The sequence below is a fragment of the Kribbella sp. NPDC026611 genome, assembly GCF_040638345.1.
GTDB lineage: Bacteria > Actinomycetota > Actinomycetes > Propionibacteriales > Kribbellaceae > Kribbella.
Map to the genome: position 1 here is coordinate 37846 of NZ_JBEZYC010000007.1, position 15646 is coordinate 53491.

15 protein-coding genes are annotated in these 15646 nt (G+C 69.0%); 11 read left to right on the forward strand and 4 right to left on the reverse strand.

The window, feature by feature from the left end; translation table 11 throughout:
* The first annotated feature begins 12 nt into the window (after nt 1–12).
* A complete protein-coding gene (locus AB0E69_RS27035; protein WP_360151766.1) occupies nt 13–1278 on the forward strand; it encodes a GNAT family N-acetyltransferase in 1266 nt (421 codons plus the stop codon).
* A gap of 116 nt (nt 1279–1394) precedes the next feature.
* The gene (locus AB0E69_RS27040; protein WP_360151769.1) at nt 1395–2366 is read left to right on the forward strand and encodes an FKBP-type peptidyl-prolyl cis-trans isomerase; all 972 of its coding nucleotides are present in this window, start codon (nt 1395–1397) and stop codon (nt 2364–2366) included.
* A 51-nt stretch (nt 2367–2417) separates the two neighbouring features.
* Here the strand turns inward: AB0E69_RS27040 and AB0E69_RS27045 are convergent, their stop codons facing one another.
* The 3 genes from AB0E69_RS27045 to AB0E69_RS27055 all read right to left on the reverse strand — a co-directional run bounded on the left by AB0E69_RS27045 (nt 2418) and on the right by AB0E69_RS27055 (nt 5015).
* Nucleotides 2418–2864 carry a hypothetical protein gene (locus AB0E69_RS27045; RefSeq protein ID WP_360151772.1) on the reverse strand — a complete coding sequence of 149 codons (447 nt, stop codon included), beginning with the start codon at nt 2862–2864 and terminating at the stop codon, nt 2418–2420.
* Between the two features lie 82 nt (nt 2865–2946).
* Entirely contained in the window at nt 2947–3942 is a 996-nt protein-coding gene (locus AB0E69_RS27050) for a hypothetical protein (protein WP_360151775.1), read from the reverse strand.
* On the reverse strand, nt 3939–5015 hold the full coding sequence (locus AB0E69_RS27055) for a DUF3866 family protein (protein ID WP_360151778.1): 1077 nt from the start codon (nt 5013–5015) through the stop codon (nt 3939–3941). Before AB0E69_RS27055 ends, AB0E69_RS27050 begins: the two co-directional genes overlap by 4 nt.
* 111 nt (nt 5016–5126) lie before the next feature.
* Between AB0E69_RS27055 and AB0E69_RS27060 the strand changes: the two genes are divergently transcribed.
* A complete protein-coding gene (locus AB0E69_RS27060; protein ID WP_360151781.1) occupies nt 5127–6083 on the forward strand; it encodes a WYL domain-containing protein in 957 nt (318 codons plus the stop codon).
* A complete protein-coding gene (locus AB0E69_RS27065) occupies nt 6080–7051 on the forward strand; it encodes a WYL domain-containing protein (RefSeq protein ID WP_360151784.1) in 972 nt (323 codons plus the stop codon). Before AB0E69_RS27060 ends, AB0E69_RS27065 begins: the two co-directional genes overlap by 4 nt.
* On the opposite strand, the gene AB0E69_RS27070 is transcribed toward AB0E69_RS27065, so the two are convergent.
* Nucleotides 7048–8253, reverse strand: coding sequence for a winged helix DNA-binding domain-containing protein (locus tag AB0E69_RS27070; protein WP_360151787.1), 1206 nt, complete (start codon nt 8251–8253; stop codon nt 7048–7050). The two genes, AB0E69_RS27065 and AB0E69_RS27070, sit on opposite strands and share 4 nt — an antisense overlap.
* A gap of 139 nt (nt 8254–8392) precedes the next feature.
* Here AB0E69_RS27070 and AB0E69_RS27075 point away from each other — a divergent pair, with 139 nt between their 5' ends.
* From AB0E69_RS27075 to AB0E69_RS27105, 7 genes are all read left to right on the forward strand, one after another.
* Nucleotides 8393–8584, forward strand: a complete 192-nt coding sequence (locus AB0E69_RS27075; RefSeq protein ID WP_360151790.1) for a hypothetical protein — start codon at nt 8393–8395, stop codon at nt 8582–8584.
* 60 nt (nt 8585–8644) lie between these two features.
* Nucleotides 8645–8938: a twin-arginine translocase TatA/TatE family subunit gene (locus AB0E69_RS27080; RefSeq protein ID WP_360151793.1), complete on the forward strand. Its 294-nt coding sequence runs from the start codon at nt 8645–8647 to the stop codon at nt 8936–8938.
* A 22-nt stretch (nt 8939–8960) separates the two neighbouring features.
* Entirely contained in the window at nt 8961–9782 is an 822-nt protein-coding gene (gene tatC, locus AB0E69_RS27085) for a twin-arginine translocase subunit TatC (RefSeq protein ID WP_360151796.1), read from the forward strand.
* Entirely contained in the window at nt 9783–10655 is an 873-nt protein-coding gene (locus tag AB0E69_RS27090) for a YegS/Rv2252/BmrU family lipid kinase (RefSeq protein ID WP_360151799.1), read from the forward strand. It abuts the gene before it with no gap.
* A gap of 139 nt (nt 10656–10794) precedes the next feature.
* The gene (locus AB0E69_RS27095) at nt 10795–11622 is read left to right on the forward strand and encodes a chitosanase (protein ID WP_360151802.1); all 828 of its coding nucleotides are present in this window, start codon (nt 10795–10797) and stop codon (nt 11620–11622) included.
* 184 nt (nt 11623–11806) lie between these two features.
* Complete coding sequence (locus AB0E69_RS27100) at nt 11807–12706, forward strand: alpha/beta hydrolase (protein ID WP_360151805.1); 900 nt, start codon at nt 11807–11809, stop codon at nt 12704–12706.
* Nucleotides 12707–12792: 86 nt separating this feature from the next.
* Complete coding sequence (locus tag AB0E69_RS27105; RefSeq protein WP_360151808.1) at nt 12793–15618, forward strand: DEAD/DEAH box helicase; 2826 nt, start codon at nt 12793–12795, stop codon at nt 15616–15618.
* Nucleotides 15619–15646 lie beyond the last annotated feature (28 nt).

The following is a 15646-nucleotide window of genomic DNA, read 5'->3' on the forward strand; positions in this document are numbered from 1 at the left end:
TACACAGTCGGTATGACGATCGAGATCCGGCCGATCACCCCGGCCGAGGCCAAGGAGTACCTGCGCGTCCTGCCGTACGCGAACGGCTTCCCCCAGGAGGAGCCCGAGCCGTCGGCCTGGTACGCCGGTCGCGCCGCCTGGCCACCGCAGGTCCCGGCGACCCCGGCTGACCTCGACAGGTACGCCGAGCAGCTGCAGGCGGACTGGATCCGCCCGCAGGCGGCATTCGTCGACGGCAAGATCGCAGGTGGTTCGGCGATCGTGTCCGTCGAGGTCACCGTGCCCGGTGGACGACAGGTGGCGCTCGGCGGCGTCACGTCCACGGCCGTGCTTCCGACGTACCGGAGGCGAGGGCTGCTGCGGCAGATCATGGGCGCGATGCTGGACGACTGCCGGGAGCGGGGTGAGTCCCTGGCTGGACTCAGCGCGAGCGAGGGGACCATCTACGGGCGGTACGGGTTCTCGCCGGCCACGTTTCAGCACCGCTGGGAGGTACGCCGTACCGACGTCGCCTTCCGCGATGAGTTCACGGACACCGGGTCACTGGAGCTCGTGGACGCAGCCGAAGCAGGTTCGGTGTGGCAGGTGCTGCACGAGCGGATCCGGGCGGTGCGAGTAGGGGAGATCAGTCCGCTACCCGGCCGCTGGCAGGGTCTGGATGCGCTGCCGGCCGATGGAGCCGGGCGGGCGCACCACCTGGTGCATCGGGACGCAGCGGGTGAGGTGGACGGCGCAGCGATCTTCCGGTTGCCCTGGGCGACAGACCCGGCGGACGCCGGCGAACTGCAGGTGGAGGCGTTCGAAGCGCTGACACAGGAGGCGTACCGCGCGCTGTGGGGCCTGTTGCTCGACTTCGACCTCACCAAACGAGTAGTGGCTGCGCGACGGCCAGTAGACGAGCCACTGCGTTGGATGCTGACCAACCCCCGCGCGCTGAAGCTCACCCGGACCCGCGACAACCTATGGCTGAACATCCTCGACGTACGCCGTGCTCTGGAGGCACGGACCTACGCAGCCAGCGACGTGCTGGTGCTGGAGGTTGCCGGCGGAAGCTATCGGCTCGATGCTGGGCCAGAGGGCGCCAGCTGTACGGCGACCAGCGAGTCAGCGGACCTGAGCCTCGGCCTGAATGAGCTGGGAACGCTCTACCTCGGAGGGGTCGGGGTTAGTGAGCTTGCCCACGCCGGTCGGGTCGCCGAGCACACCACGAGGGCACTGTCCCGGCTGGACGCGTTGCTGCGACCGGATCGCGCCCCGCACAACGCAGTGGGCTTCTGAGGCTTGTCACCGTACGTGCTGTGACGCAACGGTGACGCAGGCGGCCGCCGCCGTGGTTGCCCGTGCAGGCTAGGGTGGGCCGCGTTCATCGCCGAGCAGGTGTCTGGAGATCTTCCGTGCGCAAGTTGTTGAGTCTCGTCGTGGTTGCGGCGCTGGGGTCCTCCCTGGTGGCCTGTGGCTCCGATAAGAAGCCCGAGTTCGGGGCGGCCGGGGTCAAGGTGACGTCGGACTTCGGGCAGAAGCCGACCATCACGCACCGCGACGGTGACCCGGACAAGACGCTGGTGACCGAGGTCCTCAAGGAGGGCGACGGTCCCGAGGTGAAGAAGGGCGAGCTGCTCACCGCGAACTACCTCGGCCAGATCTGGCGCGACGGCAAGGTCTTCGACAACTCCTACGACCGGGGTGCGCCGTCGTCGTTCCCGATCGGCGTCGGTGGTGTCATCTCGGGCTGGGACGAGGGCCTGGTCGGGAAGAAGATCGGCAGCCGGGTGCTGCTGTCCATCCCGTCCGACAAGGGCTACAAGTCGACCGGTAACGAACAGGCCGGCATCAAGGGCGACGACACGCTGATCTTCGTCGTCGACCTGGTCAGTGCGGCCGCCAACGACACGGCGCTGGACGCCAACCCGGTCACCCCGTCGACGCCGACCAAGATCACCGTGACCGGCCCGCTGAACGCTGAGCCGAAGGTGACCGTCGCGCCCGGCACCAAGCCGCCGGCGAAGCCGGGCAAGCCGGTCGTGTTCGCGCTCGGCAAGGGCAAGCCGATCGAGAAGGCCAGCCAGCTGATCGGCCGGTATGTCGTCTTCGACTACACCGGCAAGAAGCAGGCGAGCACCTGGGACGGTCAGCCCGCCGCCAATGGTCAGCCCGCGCAGCCGGGTGCACCGACGGACCAGCTGCAGGTCGGTCCGGGCCCCTCCGGCCAGACCGGCGCGCTGGACGCATTGGCCGGCGTTCCGGTCGGTAGCCGGGTGCTGGTCGAGCTGCCGCCGTCGAAGGACCAGAAGGGCAAGACGATCAACGCCTTCGCGGTCATCGACATCCTGAACGCGTTCCCCGCCCCGAAGCAGCAGGGGCAGTAGTACTTCGTCGCCAGAGGGCCGGTCTCTTCCCGTCATGGGGGAGGCCGGCCCTCAGCGCTTGAACCAGCGGTTGGTGTCGGGGTGCAGGGACAGGGCCAATGCGGTCAGCACGGCAGTCAGGTGCACAGCGCGGAGTACTGCGATGGCGACGAAGCTCGCGGACCAGTCGATGGTGCCGAAGTCGCCGTTGTCCAACAGCCAGCCGATCGGCTCCATGACCAGCGACACCACGCCGACGGTGCCGAGCACGCCGGCCAGCAGGTACCGCGACCACGGCACACCGCGGCGGAAGAACCGGTCGATGACCACGAACAGGCCGCCGTAGATCAGCGTGCGGATGGCGATCTGTCCCGCGATCGCAGACGTCGAGACGTCGTCTCCTACTGCGAGCCCCACCTGGATCACGGTCTCGACCACTCCGGCGCCCACCGCGAGCAGCCAGAGATTGGTGGCCCACCGCGCCGTGAGGGGCGCTTCAACGCGAGCAATCGTTCTCATGTACCCAGAGTCGGCGCTGACGGCCGCCGGATCAGGAGTACTGCGTCCCCACTCGAGGTGGACGTACCACCCCTGAGCGCCCTCAGCCCCGCTCGAGTCCGGTCGTCCGCTCCGTGTCCCGCGCCCGCTGCTCGAGGTTCGTGACGGACCCGCCCGTGCCGACCGTGACCAGCCCTTGTGTGGATTCGACGTACCGGTGGAACCCCTCTTGCCCGGCGACGTACGCCATCACGTCGACGTCCTGCGGCAGCTTGGGCGGTACTCCGAAGATCCGGGTGTGCGCGGTGGCCAGCAGGACCCTGGTCACCGCGTCGCCGCCGCGGTCGTACTCCGGTCCCTGGTACAGGAAGTACTCCGCGGCGATGAACCTGCGCCGGGCGTCCGGATCGTCGATCAGGTCGGACCGGCCGTTCGCCCGGTCCGTCTCGAGCTCTGCCAGCGTCTCGAACCCTTCCCACTGCAGGGCACGCCGGTCGTCCGCGTCCGCGGTCCGCGTGCAGTAGAGGCCCTCGACCTTGGCGAAGATGCCAAGCGCAACACCGGCCGTCAGACCGCGCAGGATCTGGTTTCCGGCGATCTGCCGGCCGGACCGCGTCAGCACCCAGTTCTGCAGCTTCACGAAGTCAGGTGCCTCGGCGTCGAAGCGGGCCTCGATCAGCCCGGCCAGCCGGTCGTGCTGACGACTCGCGGGCGTCTCGGCGCCAGGGACGATCACGCCGCGTTCCGCATCGATCCGGAAGCCGACGCTGCGCAGGCCGCGACCGAACATGTCCACGATCGGCACGTCGCCGATCGGCCGGCCGTACTGCCTGAGCAGCGACTCAGGGCTTCGGCCTTCCTCCCGCTGCGCGAGCTGGTACCGCCAGTCCGCCAGTTGCCGGTGGAGGCGAAGAAAGTGGATTGCGCGCTCACGGACCGAGCCGGCGCCGCCCAGTTCGCCGCCGAGCCATTCCAGCGCTTCGGTGGCGGCGCTTGCCTGCAGCGCCGCGAACCGCTCCTGCTGATCCCAGACCGCTGGGTTGTTCGACGTCTTGATGATGTGTGGCGTCGGAAAACTGGCAGCGGTGATCAGCGTCATGCCGGCGTGTCCACCAGCCCCGCCGCGTGGCGACCGGCTGCGGCTGCGGCCTCGAAGTACGCGCGGTCCTCGTCCAGGCTGCGGCCCATCGTCGACAGCTTCACCGGTGCGGACCGCATAGCGTCGTACAGCCCGTCCACACCGACCCGGACGACCCGATGCCGCGCCTTCAGCGGCTCAGCCGCATCCCGTACGGCGTCACCGAAGTCGCCAGACAGATCAGGTACGACGACGTCCGCGCGCTGCAGCGCCACGCGGCCGTACGCGGTGAGGCTGTGGTGAGAGATGCCGCGGTGGCGCGGACGTGGATCCGCCTCTGAGATGCGCAGCGAAGCGACTGCTCGACCGCCCAGGGTGCCTACCGCGTTGACCGCCTCACCCGACTGCACCCCGGAGAAACCCCAGCGGGTGCCCGTGCCCAGATTGCCCGGTCCTTGAGTGATGACGACCAGCTCAGCGGCCAGCACGTGAACGGCCGTCAGCAGTCCCGTGTGGACCGTCACGGCCTCGCGGTCACCGCCGTACGCCTGCCCGACCGTCACCGTCCCGCTCAGCCAGCCCGCCTCGCGGAGAGATGCCACGCTGCGCGAGAAGGCGAGCGGTAGCGCACCGCCGTCGGTCATCACGTACACGATCCTCGTGGTCGGCCGTGCCTCGTACACGCCGGCCAGCACAGCCGGCAGGGCGGAGTGCAGGTCCGCCACGACCACCGGCGTACCGAACAGGTCGTCCGCGTCCCGCAGTACGTCATGGTCCGGCGAGTCCTGCTCGTCCGCACCGAGCACCATCGCCTGGAGCGGCGTGTAGCGCGCCTTGACCAGGTGCCCGGACTCAGGCGGGTCTGCAGGCAGCCGGTCCGGGATGGCCACTACCAGCGCGTACCCACCGGTGCCGAGGCCGCGGTCCAGCGCACTGACATTGAGCAGCACCCGGTCACCGGGCTCTGGGGTACCGACGAGCTCTGGATAGGCCAGAGCGCTCACAGCCTGTTCGCCGACGGTCACCGTCAGCTCAACCGCACCTGTCCAGCTGCGCCCGACCTGTGCCACCACACCGTCCCGCCACCGAATCACAGAGGCGAGCTTAGGGGGTGTCGGGTGATCCCCCGAGACCGTCGAACCGGTGTTCGAAGTTGTGGCGCGGAAAGGCGGGTTTTAGCCACCGGGAGGCCGTAAGGTGGTCGGGTGTCGGCGCGGAAGAGTGAGCGGCTGCTCAATGTGGTCATCTGCCTGCTGGTCGCGCGCACTTACGTGACCAAGGAGCGGATCCGCGAGGTCGTCGAGGGGTACGCCGGGCAGACCGACGACGCCTTCGAGAAGATGTTCGAGCGGGACAAGGACGAGCTCCGCGACCTCGGCATCCCGATCGAGATGGGCACGATCGACAAGTTCTTCTCCGACGAGGTCGGCTACCGGATCCGCCGGGACGTGTTCGAGCTCCCCGAGGTCCAGCTGGAGCCCGACGAGGCGGCCGTGCTCGGTGTCGCCGCCCGCGTCTGGCAGCACGCGAGCCTGGCCGAGGCGACGACGTCCGCAGTGCTGAAGCTGAAGGCAGCCGGCATCCAGACCGACCAGTCGGCGCTGAGCGCGATCGAGCCACACGTAGGCGCGTCGGAACCGGCGTTCGACCCACTCTGGTCCGCTGTCGTCGCTCGGCAGGCCATCCGGTTCCAGCATCTGCGTAGTGGGGCCTCCGAGCCGATCACGCGCACGCTGGAGCCCTGGGGCATCGTGTCCTGGCACGGTCGCTGGTACGTCGTCGGCCGCGACCGGGACCGGGAGGCGACGCGGATGTTCCGGCTGTCGCGTATTCGCGGTGATGTGAAGACGATCGGCGAGCCCGGCGCGTTCACCGTGCCGGAGGGGACGGACCTGCGGTCGCTGGTGTCCGAGCTGGCGCCACCGCGGCCGACGTCCGAGGCGAAGGTGCGAGCGCGGACCGGTTCGTGCGTGAGCCTGCGACGGCGTGCGAACGCGATCGAGGAGTACGAAGAGGGCTGGGACCTGCTGCACGTTCCGTACGCCGACTCGTCCGTGCTCGCCGAGGAGATCGCGTCGTACGGACCGGACGCGGTGGTCGAAGGACCGGGGGACGTGCTGGATGGCGTGCTGTGGCGACTGCGGGCGGTGGCCGGCGCATGAGTAATGCACGTGACCAGGTGCAGCGTCTGCTGGCTTTGGTGCCGTACCTGCGCGAGAACGACGGCGCTCGGGTCGACGACGTCGCCAAGGAGTTCGGCGTCCGGCCGAAGCAGATCATCGCGGACCTGAAGGTCCTGTGGTTCTGCGGGCTGCCCGGTGCGCAGATGGGCGACCTGATCGAGATCGACATCGAGGCGGCCGAGGGCGACGGGGTCATCCACCTCAACAACGCGGACTACCTGGCCCGCCCGTTGCGGCTGGCCGCGGATGAGGCGCTGGCTCTGCTGACCGCGCTACGCACGCTGCGGGAGGTGACTGCCGGAGCGGACCGCGACGCCGTCGACCGAGCGATCGCCAAGCTCGAGCGCGCGGCGGGGGAGGCGGCAGCCGCCAGCGAGGGCCGGGCCGCGCACGTCCACGTCGAGCCGGCCGATCCGCAGATCGCCGAGATCGTCAACCAGGGCCTCGCGACGAAGCGACGGCTCCACCTGACGTACGACGTACCGTCGCGTGACGAGACCACCGAGCGGGACGTGGATCCGATGCGCCTGGTCGTGTCGGACGGCCGGACCTACCTGGAGGCGTGGTGCCGGCTCGCGGAGGACGTGCGGCTGTTCCGGCTGGACCGCATCGCCGCCGTGAAGCTCCTGGACCTGCCAAGCGAGCCTCCTCCCGAGGCCACGCCCCGGGACCTGTCCAACGGGATGTTCCAGCCGTCCGACTATGACCTGCTGGCCACGGTCAAGCTGGACCCACCCGCACGCTGGGTCGCCGAGTACTACCCCACCGAGTCCGTTGAAGAGGGCCCCGGCAACTCCCTGATCATCAAACTCCGAGTCGCCGACACCTCCTGGCTCCAGCGCCTGACCCTGCGCCTGGGCGGCGCGGCCACCGTCCTGGACCCGTCGGACCTCTCCACCCAGATCGCCGCCACTGCCCGAGAGGCCCTCGCCGCGTACGACGATTAGCCCTGGCTGAGTTGTTTCTCCAAGGGGGAGCGGAAGCGAGGGGTTACGCGGACGCCGGCCATCCAGGTGGTCCAGCGGGCGGCTTCGGCCTCGACCTGCGCGGTTGTTTCCGCGCCGACGTCCTCGAGTAGCTCGTACCGGACCTCGCCCGAGTCCGGCTGACCCCAGCCGCCGATGATGCGGCCGTTGGACCAGATGGTCGGGCCGACGTTGCCGGTGCTGTCGAAGAGCCTGGCCTTGTGCGGCCCGAGGTACCAGTCCCGTTCCTTCCACCCCATCGGCGTCGGGTCCAGCCCAGGCAGGAAAGCGACCCACGGCTCGACCGGTACCTCCGGCTCCTCGTCGCCGGGCAGCACATACCCGACAGCGCCGTCCAGCTCGACCGCAACCGCCTCGACAGCGACCAACGCTTTCTTCGTCTGCCCAGCCGTCCACCCAGCCCACCACTGCAGGTCAGCGGCTGTGCCTGGTCCGAAGGCCGCCAGCCACGCGCGGGCGAGCATTACGCGCGCCTCCTCGGCGGTCGGCTTCACGCCCAGTCCACCCGGCAGCCAGTCCTCGGCCGGCGACCACTGGTGCTGGCCGCTCAGCCACGTCCCCAGCGGCCGTCCGCGCACGATCCGGCCCTCGGCGGACAGCTGGAACAGCACCCGGCTCGTCACGTACGGCTGAGCGGCGTACGTCTTCCCCTCCGCCATGCTGAGCCGGGTCCGCAGCCGCGGCTCGTCCGCCGACAGTTCCTGCGCGGTCGCTGACCCCCGCAGCGCCAGTGCAGTGGCAGTGGACTCCTCAACCGCGGCCAGCCATTGCGCACACGCCTCCGCGTCGCCGGCCACCCCGGCCTCGGTCAGGTGCCTCACCAGCAGCTTCCGCTGCTTCAGCGCGATGTCGTCCGTGCACGCCGCCTGCACAACCGGTGCGAACGGCGTCGGTACGACGAACACCGTTCGCCGCATGCCCAGCATCCGGATCAGCTCGCGGTCGTCGTACAACGCACGCTCTGTGCTCGCAACATCACTCCCCGGCACTCGCGCGGCCACGCTGAGATGGACAGTGGCCGGATCGGTGGCGTGCAGCGCGACCATCGAGGCCGCCGCGTCGACCGGGCCGGACGCCTGGCAGCCCGCTCCCAGCCGGTGTCGTCGCCCCAGCCGCGCGCGCCGCTCCTCGACCCCGATCCGCACCATTCCGACCCCTCGCATCCACCGATCCTGGACCCTCGTGTCCCGGCCGAAAACCCCCGGCGGACACTCGGTTTTACCATCACGTTCCGGCACCGTTGTCCACCGAGACCCACCGCCGGGCGTGGGTGGAAGCCGGGGAGCGGTTAGGCTCCTTGGTATGTACTGGTTCCTGCTCTTCCTCGCGGTGGTGGCGGTGTGGCTGCTCGTCCTCGCCCTGCTCGCGAAGAAAGTGTGGGGTCAGGTCAAGGCGCTGACGCGTGAGTTGGTCGCCGCCCAGTCCAAGCTGGAGGCAGCGCAGAGCGCGGACGGGTCTGGACAGACCCGCCGCGACGAGCACGTCCCGGCGTAGTATTCGGCCACGAACTCAGGCTCGAGCCACGAGTTGATGTTTTGGGAAAGGGAGATCGACATGGCACCGCTCCTCGGCATGCCGCAAGGCGCAGAGTGGCTCGTCATCCTCGCGATCGTCGTGCTGCTGTTCGGTTCGGCCAAGCTGCCGGCGCTGGTGAAGCAGCTCGGCAAGTCGAAGAAGATCTGGGAGGACGAGGTCGGCCCGCGCAAGAAGGACCCGGAGCTGACCGAGAACCAGACCCAGGCGCCGGTGCAGCAGCCTGCCCCGCAGCCGCAGGCGGCGCAGCAGCAGAACCAGGTGAACGGCCAGGCGCCGGGCGACGGCCTGCCGCCGACGCACACGGCCAACTGAGCCGAGTGCCACAGCTGTGTCGATGGTGAGGTTCGGGCGGCGCAAGAAGGAGAACCAGGAGCGGCGTCCGAAGGACCCAGAGGGTCGGATGACCCTGCGCGAGCACATTGTCGAGCTCCGCAACCGCCTGCTCATCAGCGTGCTCGCGATCGTGATCTGCACGATCGCGGCCTGGTTCTTCTACAACCAGGCGTTCCACTTCCTCACCCAGCCGTTCAACGAGGCGATCCTGCCGTACGCCAAGGACCGGCAGCTCAAGCCGCAGTTGACGCTGCAGGGTGTGGGTGACCCGCTGACGTTCAAGATCAAGGTGTCGGCGATGATCGGTGTGGTCGCGTCCGGCCCGATCTGGCTGTTCCAGCTCTGGGCGTTCATCGCGCCCGGTCTGCACCGCAGCGAGAAGAAGTGGGCGTACCTGTTCGCCGCGATCGCGGCGCCGCTGTTCGCGGCGGGTCTCGGGGTTGCCTACTGGACGCTGCCGAAGGGCATCCAGATCCTGCTCGGCTTCACCCCGGACACGATCCAGAACCTGGTCGAGATCAGCAAGTATCTCGACTTCGTGATCCGCACGATGCTGGTCTTCGGCGTCGCGTTCCTGATCCCGCTGATCGTGGTCGCGCTGAACATGGTCGGCCTCGTCCCGGCCGCGGCGCTCGGCAAGTTCCGCCCGTACATCATCCTGGTGATCTTCGTGTTCGCCGCGGTCGCGACGCCGTCCGGTGACCCGTTCACGATGTGCCTGCTGGCGATCCCGATGTGCCTGCTGTTCTTCGTCGCCGAGGTGATCGCGCGGGTCAACGACAAACGCCGGCAACGCCGCAACGACGAACTCCTGGCGGACTGAGTGAGTCGCCGGATCGCGCTGGTGGTGAACCCCTCCAGCGGACGAGGGCTGGGCGCGCGCATCGCTCCCACCGTGCGGGAGCGGCTGGCCGCGGCCGGGCTGACCGTCGACGTTCACTCCACGACGTGCGCCGCGGACGTCGGCCGGATCTCCGCCGAGGTGGTCGCGTCCGGTGCGGACGCGGTCGCGCTGATCGGCGGCGACGGCACGATCCACCTCGGCGCTCAGGTGCTGGCCAACTCCGGGATGCCGTTCGGCGTGATCCCAGCCGGCACCGGTAACGACTTCGCCCGCGGCATCGGCGTACCGCTGAAGAACCCGGCGGCCGCGGCCGACCTGATCGTGGCCGGTAAGACCCGCACGGTCGACCTCGCGGTGGCGAAGGACGAGTTCATCACCACAGTCGTGGCCGGTGGCTTCGACTCCTTGGTGAACAAACGGGCCAACGCGATGAGCTGGCCCAAGGGCAGCTCGCGGTACACGGTCGCGACGCTGGCCGAGCTGCGCACGTTCAAACCGCTCGAGTACGTCGTCACCGTCGACGACCAGGTGATCGAGACCAGGGCCATGCTGGTCGCGGTCGGCACCGGCCCGACGTACGGCGGGGGACTGCAGATCTGTGCCGGTGCCGTGATCGACGACGGGCTGCTCGACGTGACGATCATCGGGCCGGTGTCCCGGCTGACACTGCTACAGCTGTTCCCGAAGCTGGCCAAGGGCACCCACGTCGGGCACCCGAAGCTGACCGCGCTGCGCGGCCGCCAGGTGCGGGTCGAGTCGCCGGGCATCACGGCGTACGGCGACGGCGAGCCGCTGGGGCCGCTGCCGGTCGACATCTCAATCGCTCCGGGCGCGCTGACCGTCTTCGCCTGAGCCGTGCTTGGGCGGATGCCGCCGGGCTGTGCGTGACCCGCCGAAAACATTAACGTCTGAGGTATTCTCATCTCTGCCCTCCGTCTGATAGGAAAGCTTCCTAACAGTTTCTGTTCCTCGGACGCCCCTCGGAGGAGTCATGGAGAATCGCCCCACCCGCCGGACCACGCTGCTGCTCGGACTGTCGCTCGCGGCCGTCCCGGCGGCCGGCCTCGCCGTCTCCCGCTACGCGTCGCACGCCGACGCCGCGGTGCAGGCGACCGGACTGGACGATCCCGCGAAGAAGGAGATCGCGATGGAGATCGTCTGCAGCGCGGAGAACTCGTCGCTGGACTGGAAGGCGCAGTACAAGTACATCGAGGACATCGACGACGGCCGCGGTTACACGGCCGGCATCATCGGGTTCTGTTCGGGCACCGGTGACATGCTCGACCTGGTCGAGCTGTACACCGACCGCAAGCCGGGCAACGTGCTGGCGAAGTACCTGCCGGCGCTGCGCAAGGTGAACGGCAGCGACTCGCACAAGGGTCTCGACCCGAACTACACCAAGGACTGGAAGACCGCGGCCAAGGACAGCGTCTTTCAGGGCTGCCAGAACGACGAGCGCGACCGGGTGTACTTCAACCCGGCCGTGAAGCAGGGCAAGTCGGACGGTGTCCGCACGCTCGGCCAGTTCTGCTACTACGACGCGATCGTCATGCACGGTCCGGGGACCGACTCGACCAGCTTCGGCGGGATTCGCAAGCGGGCGCTGGGCCATGCGAAGCCGCCGTCGCAGGGCGGCAACGAAACCACCTGGCTGAACGCGTTCCTGGACGCGCGGGTCTGGGCGATGAAGCAGGAAGAGGCGCACAGCGACACCAGCCGGGTCGACACGGCCCAGCGGGTGTTCCTCAAGAACGGCAACTTCGACCTGAACACGCCGCTCAGCTGGAAGGTGTACGGCGACTCGTACCACATCGCGTAGCCACCGAAGACCCGCAGCCGGGCTCCCGTCGGACCACCAGGGAAGGGAGCCCGGCTGCGTCATGTCCGGGCAAGTCCACGGTTGTCTGACAGTTGTCCACAGGTCGAAAAATCAGGTCCTCGGGCGGGGTGCGGGAGTCGTATATTCCCTGCCAACCACCCAGGACACGAACTGAGGTCGACCAATGAGTCGTGAAGAGCGCGAAGCGGCACGCAGCATGATCGAGAAGGGCGAGCTCGGGCAGTCGCCGCAGCAGCAGCGGGCCGAGTTCAACGAGCGGTTCGGGAGCCTCCCGCTGGGCGACGACGTGGTGCTGACCGAGCGGACGCTGGGCGGGGTGCCGGCTCTCGACGTGAAGGTCGCCGGTGCGGGCGGCGAAGGCATCATCCTCTACCTGCACGGCGGTGCGTACATCATCGGAAACGCGCGGACCGGGGCCAATCTGGCGGCGCCGCTGTCCCGGCTCTCCGGCGTACCGGCGGTGTCGCTCGACTACCGCCTCGCGCCGGAGCACCCGTTCCCGGCCGGGATCCACGACGCACTGGCGGCGTACCGGGAGCTGGCGGGGAGCGGTCAGCAGGTCGTGATCGCGGGTGACTCGGCCGGCGGTGGCCTCACGCTCGCCACGCTGCTTGCGGCTCGTGCCGAGGATCTGCCGATGCCGGCCGGCGTGGTGCTGTTCTCGCCGTGGACCGACACGACGCTGAGCGGGCCGAGTATCGACGCCCGGGGTGACTACGACCCGCTGTTCAGCAGACCGAACATGGCCGAGTCCGCCGAGCTGTACCTCGGCGGCGCGGACCCGAGGAACGAGCTGGCCAGCCCGGTCTTCGCCGACCTCAAGGGCTTCCCACCGCTCCTCGTGCAGGTCGGATCGGCGGAAGTTCTGCTCGACGACTCCCTCCGCCTGGTGGCTCGCGCCGCCGAGCAGGAGGTGGACGTCAGCCTCGACGTGGTCGCCGGCGCCCCGCACGTGTTCCAGTACTTCGCGGGCCTGATGACGGAGGCGGACGAGGCGCTGGAGCATGCCGCCATGTTCATCAGGAACCGCCTCACCGACAAATCTGTAGGCGGCGTCGCATAGATTGGACCCGTGAGCGAGCGGAGCGAGGTCACCATCAAGCACTGCGAGCCGTGCTCATCCACGCCCGCAGCGAAGCGAGGACGTGGATGAGCACCCCGTCCGAGAAATATGCCGTCTTTCGCTCGGACCAGGAGCATCCCGCCGTGAAGGAGTTCCGGGCGCTCTACGACTTCGAGCTGGACGAGTTCCAGCTGCGCGCCTGCGCCGCCCTCGAGGACGGTCACCAGGTGCTGGTCGCGGCGCCCACCGGCTCCGGGAAGACGCTGGTCGGTGAGTTCGCCGTCCACCTGGCCCTGGAGCGCGGCCAGAAGTGCTTCTACACCACCCCGATCAAGGCGCTGAGCAACCAGAAGTACGGCGACCTGGTCGACCGGTACGGCGCGGACAAGGTCGGCCTGCTCACCGGTGACAACTCGATCAACTCCGAGGCCCCGATCGTCGTGATGACGACCGAGGTCCTCCGCAACATGCTGTACGCCGGATCGAGCACACTGCTCGGCCTGTCGTACGTCGTGATGGACGAGGTGCACTACCTGGCCGACCGGTCCCGCGGCGCGGTCTGGGAGGAGGTGCTGATCCACCTCCCGGACTCGGTCTCGGTGGTCTCACTGTCCGCGACCGTGAGCAACGCGGAGGAGTTCGGCGACTGGCTGGAGACGGTCCGCGGCAACACCGTGGTCGTGCTGGAGGAGAAGCGGCCGGTGCCGCTGTTCCAGCACGTCATGGTCGGCAAGCGGCTGCACGACCTGTTCGCCGGCGAGGCGCCGACGGCTCGGGTGGGTGCACCGGAGAAGCCGTCCAGGTCGGGCAATCCGGCCAAGGCAAACGCTTCGGTCAAGGCCGACGTGAAGGATCTGGTCAACCCGCAGCTCGTCCGGATCGCCCGCGACGACAACCGGATCTTCCGCGACGACTCCCGCAAGCCGCGCCGGCGCCGCGACCTGCCGAAGGGCAGGCCGGCCCGGACCCACTTCACGCCGTACCGCTCGGACGTGGTCGAGGAGCTCGACGCGGGTGCGTTGCTGCCGGCGATCTTCTTCATCTTCTCCCGCAAGGGGTGTGAGGACGCGGTCGTGCAGTGCCTGCGGTCCGGGCTGCGGCTGACCAAGCCGGCCGAACGTGACGAGATCAAGCGCGTGGTCGCCGAGCGGACCGCGGACCTGCCCGACGAGGACCTGGGCGTGCTCGGCTACCACGACTTCGCCGAGGCGCTGAGCCGTGGCATCGCGGCGCACCACGCGGGCATGCTGGCGGCATTCAAGGAGGTCGTCGAGGAGCTGTTCGCACGCGGGCTGATCAAGGTCGTGTTCGCCACCGAGACGCTTGCCCTGGGCATCAATATGCCGGCCCGCACGGTCGTGCTGGAGAAGCTGAGCAAGTGGAACGGCGAGGCGCACGTCGACATCACGCCGGGCGAGTACACCCAGCTGACCGGGCGGGCCGGGCGGCGCGGGATCGACGTCGAGGGGCACGCGGTCGTGCTCTGGCAGCCCGGGTTCGACCCACGCGAGGTCGCCGGTCTGGCGTCGACGCGTACGTATCCGCTCCGCTCGTCGTTCTCCCCGTCGTACAACATGGCCGTCAACCTGGTTCGCCAGGTCGGGCGGACGCGCGCCCGCGACATGCTGGAGCTCTCGTTCGCGCAGTTCCAGTCCGACCAGGCCGTGGTCGGGCTGGCCCGTCAGGTGCAGCGGAACACGGAGGCGCTGGAGGGTTACAAGGAGTCGATCGACTGCCACCTCGGCGACTTCCTCGAGTACGCCGAGCTGCGCCGGCGGATCGGTGAGCGCGAGGCGTCCAGCTCGAAGCGGCGCAAGCTCGACCGCCGGGTCGAGGCGCAGGAGTCGATCGAGAAGCTCCGGACCGGCGACATCATCCGGATCCCGGCCGGCCGCAGCGCAGGCTGGGCGCTGGTCCTCGACGGCGGCATGCGGTCCGAGCGCGAAGGGCCGCGGCCGACCGTGCTGACGCTGGACCGGCAGGTGCGGAAGCTGTCGATGGTCGACTTCCCGACCCCGGTCGAGGCGATCAGCACGCTGCGGATCCCGAAGAAGTTCAACCCGCGCAACCCGCAGCAGCGGCGCGAGCTCGCGCAGGTACTGCGGAACCGTACGGATCTGCTCGGTGAGGACGGACCGCCGTCGCGCACCCGCGGCAAGGACGTCGTCAGCCACGCGGACGACCCGGAGCTCCAGGAGATGCGGGCCCAGCTGCGCGCACACCCCTGCCACGGCTGCTCGGACCGCGAGGACCACGCCCGCTGGGCCGAGCGGTACTTCCGGCTCGACCGCGAGAACCGTGAGGTGCAACGCAAGATCGAGCAGCGGACGAACACCATCGCCCGCCAGTTCGACCGGGTCTGCCAGGTGCTGGACGCGCTGCACTACCTCGACGGTGACAAGACGACCGAGGCGGGTGACCGGCTGGCCCGCATCTACACCGAGCTCGACCTGGTCGCCGCTGAGTGCCTCCGGCAAGGAGTTTTCGACGACCTGACCGTGCCGGAGCTCGCGGCGTGCCTGGCCGCATTGGTCTACGAGTCGCGGTCCAAGGATGAGCCGACCTCGCCGCGGCTGCCGAAGGGCGACGTACGGCACGCGATCGAGCGGATGGGGCTGATCTGGCGCGACCTGTCCGCGCTCGAGCGGGACATGCGCGTCGACTTCCTGCGGTCGATGGATCTCAACTTCTGCTGGCCCGCGTTCCGTTGGGCGTCGGGTGCTTCGCTGGCAGAGGTGCTGTACGAGTCCGACCTCGCCGCGGGTGACTTCGTTCGTTGGGTGAAGCAACTGATCGACCTGACCGAACAGATCGCAGACGCGGCCGGCGCCACCCCGCTGCGCAGCACGGCGCGGGCAGTCGTCGACGAGATCCGCCGCGGCGTCATCTCGTACGCATCCATGGTCGAATAGGGCGCGTCGCCCTAGACCTCTTGCGGTG

Bases quoted from the DNA above. Each gene is read 5' to 3' on its own strand.
- AB0E69_RS27035 (WP_360151766.1), top strand. From the start codon at position 13: ATGACGATCGAGATCCGGCCGATCACCCCGGCCGAGGCCAAGGAGTAC.
- AB0E69_RS27050 (WP_360151775.1), bottom strand. From the start codon at position 3,942: ATGACGCTGATCACCGCTGCCAGTTTTCCGACGCCACACATCATCAAG.
- AB0E69_RS27105 (WP_360151808.1), top strand. From the start codon at position 12,793: ATGAGCACCCCGTCCGAGAAATATGCCGTCTTTCGCTCGGACCAGGAG.
- tatC (WP_360151796.1), top strand. From the start codon at position 8,961: ATGGTGAGGTTCGGGCGGCGCAAGAAGGAGAACCAGGAGCGGCGTCCG.
- AB0E69_RS27100 (WP_360151805.1), top strand. From the start codon at position 11,807: ATGAGTCGTGAAGAGCGCGAAGCGGCACGCAGCATGATCGAGAAGGGC.
- AB0E69_RS27080 (WP_360151793.1), top strand. From the start codon at position 8,645: ATGGCACCGCTCCTCGGCATGCCGCAAGGCGCAGAGTGGCTCGTCATC.
- AB0E69_RS27065 (WP_360151784.1), top strand. From the start codon at position 6,080: ATGAGTAATGCACGTGACCAGGTGCAGCGTCTGCTGGCTTTGGTGCCG.
- AB0E69_RS27045 (WP_360151772.1), bottom strand. From the start codon at position 2,864: ATGAGAACGATTGCTCGCGTTGAAGCGCCCCTCACGGCGCGGTGGGCC.
- AB0E69_RS27075 (WP_360151790.1), top strand. From the start codon at position 8,393: ATGTACTGGTTCCTGCTCTTCCTCGCGGTGGTGGCGGTGTGGCTGCTC.
- AB0E69_RS27070 (WP_360151787.1), bottom strand. From the start codon at position 8,253: ATGCGAGGGGTCGGAATGGTGCGGATCGGGGTCGAGGAGCGGCGCGCG.
- AB0E69_RS27095 (WP_360151802.1), top strand. From the start codon at position 10,795: ATGGAGAATCGCCCCACCCGCCGGACCACGCTGCTGCTCGGACTGTCG.